Annotated in this window: 3 protein-coding genes; 2 read left to right on the plus strand and 1 reads right to left on the minus strand. The window is 39.2% G+C overall.

The window, feature by feature from the left end:
- Positions 1–436: 436 nt before the first annotated feature.
- Entirely contained in the window at positions 437–1,153 is a 717-nt protein-coding gene (locus tag AB6D80_RS24290; protein ID WP_017102633.1) for a GMP synthase, read from the minus strand.
- Positions 1,154–1,251: 98 nt separating this feature from the next.
- Between AB6D80_RS24290 and AB6D80_RS24295 the strand changes: the two genes are divergently transcribed.
- Together AB6D80_RS24295 and AB6D80_RS24300 are read left to right on the plus strand one after the other, a co-directional pair.
- Positions 1,252–2,022, plus strand: coding sequence for an AraC family transcriptional regulator (locus AB6D80_RS24295; RefSeq protein WP_017102634.1), 771 nt, complete (start codon positions 1,252–1,254; stop codon positions 2,020–2,022).
- Positions 2,023–2,312: 290 nt separating this feature from the next.
- Positions 2,313–3,833, plus strand: coding sequence for a hypothetical protein (locus AB6D80_RS24300; RefSeq protein WP_017104187.1), 1,521 nt, complete (start codon positions 2,313–2,315; stop codon positions 3,831–3,833).
- Positions 3,834–4,199 lie beyond the last annotated feature (366 nt).

Here is a 4,199-nt window from a genome sequence, read left to right on the forward strand (position 1 = left end):
AATGGTTCGCTCTTTTCGTGGCGAACAACGATTCATACGACTTCATGTCGCACTACGTGGATTCACTTACGTTCATCATACTGACACCCTAGCACTTACCCGATTTGTGGTTATCAGGAAGAACGTCCTCTCACGATTCAGTTCCCACTCGGTTTAATAACCGAGTTTCGTTACATTGTCGGATTCGCTGCTTTATTCAGAATCCTAGGGTCATCTGGTGATACAGATGGTTCACTCTTATCGTGGTGAACAACGCTTCATACGACTTCAGGTCGCACGGACAAAAGCTTGTTAGATGATTTCCTAAATGAGCTGAAAGCGGATTACTTCAGATATCGATAACAGATTTAGCGTTCACCGTAGAGGTAAGAATATCGTATTGGTAGTAAAAAATGTTTCCTGAGAACCAAATTTTGATAAGCCACGAAACTACCACTTAGTTTTGTGATTTATACAAGCGTTCCAACTTATCTAAAAAGCCATGTAGTTTTTCGTTCATCTCATCATAGTTATGACTCAGTAATACTTCGGGGTTCTCAACAAAACGAAAGTATTCGACCTCACTGAGATCAGTATTTTCGATGAGCAGCGCTACGACTTCTTTAGTCAATTCCATATGACACTGAAAACCAAACACCAAATCGCTATAAGCAACAATTTGTCTAGGACAGCCTTTACTATACGCAATGATTTCAGCATCTGGTATCAGTCCAGGCATATCGTTATGCCAATGGCCTACTTCCAAAACGGTGCCAAAATGGTCAAACAATGGATGGGTAATACCGTCTTTGGTCAGCATGATAGGGAACTTACCAATTTCACGTTCAGGGCTATGTTCATAATGAGCACCTAACGCTTCACCAATAAGTTGGGATCCCAAACAAATACCAAGTACAACTTTGCCTGCATTAATCGCTTTTGCAATGACTGCCTGTTCACCTTTTGTATCGAAGTGAGAACATTGTTCGATAGTGGTCGCAGGATCTTGTGGGCCCCCCATAACAATCAGAAAATCAATATCTTCAATATCTTGGGGGAGAGGTTCACCTAGATATACTCGCGAGTATGTAATGGTATGACGGTGTTTCTTCGCCCAAGCTTCATAAGCTCCAGGAGCCTCAAAATATTCATGAATAATGAAATGGATACGCATCTTTAACCCTTTACTGAATAATAGGCTGACAATGTTATATCAAATCTAAGTGGCGCATTTTATACTAACAGACACCTAATGTAGATAAGTCGCCAATCATGCAAGCCAATGAGATAATCAGAAACTTTCCTGATAAACAATTCATAGCTAGAACGACCCAAATGGCCTCTGGCTATATTGATGATTTCCACTCACATCCATGGCATCAAATAGTGTTCCCACGCCAGGGATTGTTACAATCAGACATTGGTGATAAAAGCGGGATAGTACCTCATAATGGCATGCTCTATATACCCGCAAATACAGTTCATAAATCCGTTGCGATTACAGATACACAATTTTTGGCGATTTATCTCAACCCAGGCAAAAATTTTCGGTATGGAAGCGAACCTAAATCCTGTCAGGTAAATTCTTTCGTCAAAGAGTTGATACTACTTCTGTTTGAAAGCAACACACTCTCTCAATCTGAGTCCAATATCACGCATTTACTGATGGTGTTGAGAGATCAAATCGAAGTTGCAGAAAGTTATGAAATACCACTGCTTATTCCTACCGATAAGCGTCTTTTCTCTATTTTCGCACAGCTTCAAAAACAGCCTGATTTGCCGTTTACATTAAAAGAATGGGCGACAAAAGTCGGTGCATCTGAGCGCACATTGTCCCGATTATGCTCGAAAGAGTTTTCTCAATCTTTTGCACAATGGCGACAAAACATAAGGCTAGTTTTATCTTTGCAATTGTTAAGCTCGAAAATGAGTATTCAAGAAATTGCTATCGAGTCGGGATATTCTTCCGATTCCGCTTATGTACAGGCATTTAAGAAATTGTTTAATCAGACACCAAGAAAGTACCGAACAGCAAACCTTTAACACGTACTCTGATTCGTTGTTTTACGAATCAGAGTAACATCACTTGTTATGTGTCTTTTGCCTAACTTTTGGTTGGGGAAATGCAGGCTTCTAAAAATTATAGAGTATTAGCTCTGAATGATTTTGGGGAACTTTCGAGTTAGAAAGTGCCAAGAGTTAAAATTCAGGTCTATGAAGACTCTGGACAAAGGTGTGTTTGCCGTGAGTTTTTAAATTAAACATATTTAAACGGGATTTAAGCATGGCATACTAATGGTCATCGATAAGGTTAATCATTTTATTTAGGTTATATGGAATTTGAGAAATATTTCAATCTAGGTGCTCTAGGGGAAGATACGTTAGCAAAATGGTGTCGCGAGATAGGGGTTGTCATAACTTCTTCTGCACATGAAGATGTAAATGGATGGGATAGCTTTCTTGAATTTCCCTACCTGAAGACTGATTTACCGAGAGATCTACAAAACACTCCTATTGAATGTAAAGTACAAGTAAAGTCCACACAGGGCAAAAGAGGTAAGTGTGATATCAAGTTATCAGCTCTCAAGCGACTCGTTAATTACAACTCTCCGGCCTTCATCCTTTTCCTAGAGTTCAGTGAAGATTCCCTACCGCACCTAGAATCAGCCTATCTCGTTCATGTTGATGAATCACTGATCCATCGAGTGCTTAAAAAAGTCAGAAAAAATGACATATCAAAGGCTCCCAAAGAACTAAACAAGCTAGTAATAACTGTCAATTATGATGAAAAAGTAAAGTTGAAAAGTACCCATTCCAGTGAGTTTATGGAAAAAATTCTGACATATATCCCGTCTGGTATGGAGAAATATCAAGATAATAAAAAAGCCATTATTAAAACGACAGGCTACGGTAAGTCAGGATTCTCCTTTTCCTTTAAGGCTGAGCCATCAGAAATTCAGAACCATCTAAAAGATAGTTACCTTGGGTACCAGCCTATCCCAATAAATGCCAGTGGCAGCATAACTAAAGATAACCGATTTGATTTATCAGAGGGGGGGGTTGTCATTGAAGAAAGTCAGAATACACAAGTAACGATCACTCCCAACGTATCAGGCCAGTGCAACCTAAAAGTCCGAACTACACCATACTCACCAGCCATCACTTTCTTAACCGATATAGTACATAAGGTTTGCGTCACTGCGCACGATACTGGTTTGTTCCTTCGTTCAGATCTGTTCTCAATAGAAATACGCGTTACAGAGAGCGAGTTTCACGTAATCCCTCACATGACTACTGATAAGACAACTTCAATCCAAGGTGCTATCAATTTTTTAAGAGTATTTCACGGATCTCAGAGAGGCAATGATCAGCTTTGGGAAATGCACTTTCTCGAAGATGATAGAAAACTCAATGCAACTTGTACTGTTAGCCATCAAGACAATAAAGATGACTTAATTGAATCATTGATACTGATATGTCAAAGCTACAATTTAGAACCTAGCAAATTAGTATCGTTAGATCAGTTAGCACAAGACGAAGAGCGCATTAACATATTAGCTAAATTTTTGAGAAATGAGCCAGACGGAGTTTGTCTCGAACCGCATCCAGACGACGTGATTGACGTATCTGACGACAGACAAAATGTAATGCCTTTCGTTATTCAAGTTGGTGAGTATGCGCTGGGCTCAGTGTTTCTACTGCACGCAAACGTTGAAGGCTCAAAGTACGTAGTCCACGAAATTGAAACATTAGAACCATTTGTGTTTGAAAACCGCTCTCCTACTAACGACGAATTAGAAGAAATAACCCAAATACACATAAAAAGATTAGAACAGTTAACTTCTAAGTTTTAATTAAATTCAACGAGTCAAGATATGAGAGCCCTTACTAAAACTTCGGCTTTCACAAGGTGTAATCTTAGTCTGACTTGCTAAGAGCTAGTTTACAGAGATGGGATTAGATTTTGTCTTTTACCTATCCATTAGATCATATATCGTAAAACAATGAGTTAAATATTGCTCTTTTATGAGAGTTAACAAGACATGGGGCAGAAATGAGCTAGAGCTACTACTCTAATGATTCATTAGAACGAATAGCAGCGTACCGATGCGATCGCTGCCATTTTAAGAGGATACTTTATTACTTGCTACTCATGGAAACAGGAACGTAATACTTTCTTGGGCTATATAAGGGGTTAAAGGAACGTTTTTGTGCCCAAG

The sequence above is a fragment of the Vibrio sp. 10N.247.310.17 genome (genome assembly GCF_041466605.1).
Taxonomy (GTDB): Bacteria; Pseudomonadota; Gammaproteobacteria; order Enterobacterales; family Vibrionaceae; genus Vibrio; species Vibrio tasmaniensis_A.